Below are 1,036 nucleotides of genomic sequence, written 5' to 3'. Positions count from 1 at the left end.
TTTTGCGACGCCGAGATGCCCGTTCTGGCCAGCGATGTAGAGCGCAGTCGCTCCGCTTTTGCAAGGGGCTGACAGGAACCTCCTGACCGCCATGAACTTATCCACCTCCGGCAGGTTTCCCACGGCCTCGTTGAGAACCTCGATCAGGTATTTGGCGACGCCGAGATGCCCGTTCTGAGCAGAGATGAAGAGGGCCGACGCTCCGTTTTCGCGAGCACTCGACAGGAACACCCTGACCGCCGTGGACTTGTCCGCCTCCGGCAGGTTTCCCATGGCCTCGTTGAGCGCCTCGATCAGGCATTTTGCGACGTCGAGATGCCCGTTCTGGGCAGCGATAAAGAGGGCCGTCGCTCCGTCCTGGCAAGCGGCTGACAGGAACCTCCTGGCGGCCGTGGACTTGTCCGCCTCTGGCAGGGTTCCCACGGCCTTGCTGATAGCCTTGATCAGGCATTTCGCGACGTCGAGATGTCCGTACCGGGCAGCGATGAAGAGCGGATACACATGGCAGGTAGAATCAGCAATTTTCGCCAGGAATGACCTGTTCACCAGAGTCGGATCGTTCTCCAGCAATTCTTGAACCCAGGGAAGATTTTTGCCGTGACAGGCAGCCAGTATCGGAGCCTCACCATTTGGATTTGATCTGTCGTCATCGCCAGCATTGGAAAAGGAAGGCGCAGCGATCAATTCCGGTAAGGGGGCGTTTTGAGCGGTTATCCGGCAAAGAGAAAAACGATTTCTGATAGAATCCATCAACTGGCAACTCGATAAAATATGAAAAGTGAAATTATAGATGTTCAATCGTTTTTGTCTTTTTTCTTCGAGTGAAGAATTTAACGAAACTCAAGCGGAGCGCTCCGCTTGGGTGTTTGTTCATTCCTTTCTAATTTTACTCGGTCTTTTGTAGACCTACCGTCGGGCAGACGGGATGTTAAGTGGGGCGGCCCGGACGGGTCTGGAAGGTCAATGACAGGGTGTCAGCCAGAAACGAGTCTTTTTCGCTCATGGCTGTTTTTTCGCTCATGGCTGTTTTTTCGCT

Annotated in this window: 1 protein-coding gene; it reads right to left on the bottom strand. The window is 54.1% G+C overall.

Features of this window, described 5'->3' with window-relative positions:
* A partial coding sequence (locus KDK14_RS20750; RefSeq protein ID WP_257267145.1) for an ankyrin repeat domain-containing protein occupies window positions 1–798 on the bottom strand: 798 nt, incomplete at its 3' end.
* Between the last annotated feature and the right edge of the window lie 238 nt (window positions 799–1,036).

This window comes from Endozoicomonas sp. ONNA2 (assembly GCF_024606365.1).
Lineage (GTDB): Bacteria > Pseudomonadota > Gammaproteobacteria > Pseudomonadales > Endozoicomonadaceae > Endozoicomonas.
This window is presented reverse-complemented; position numbering and strand designations above follow the sequence as displayed.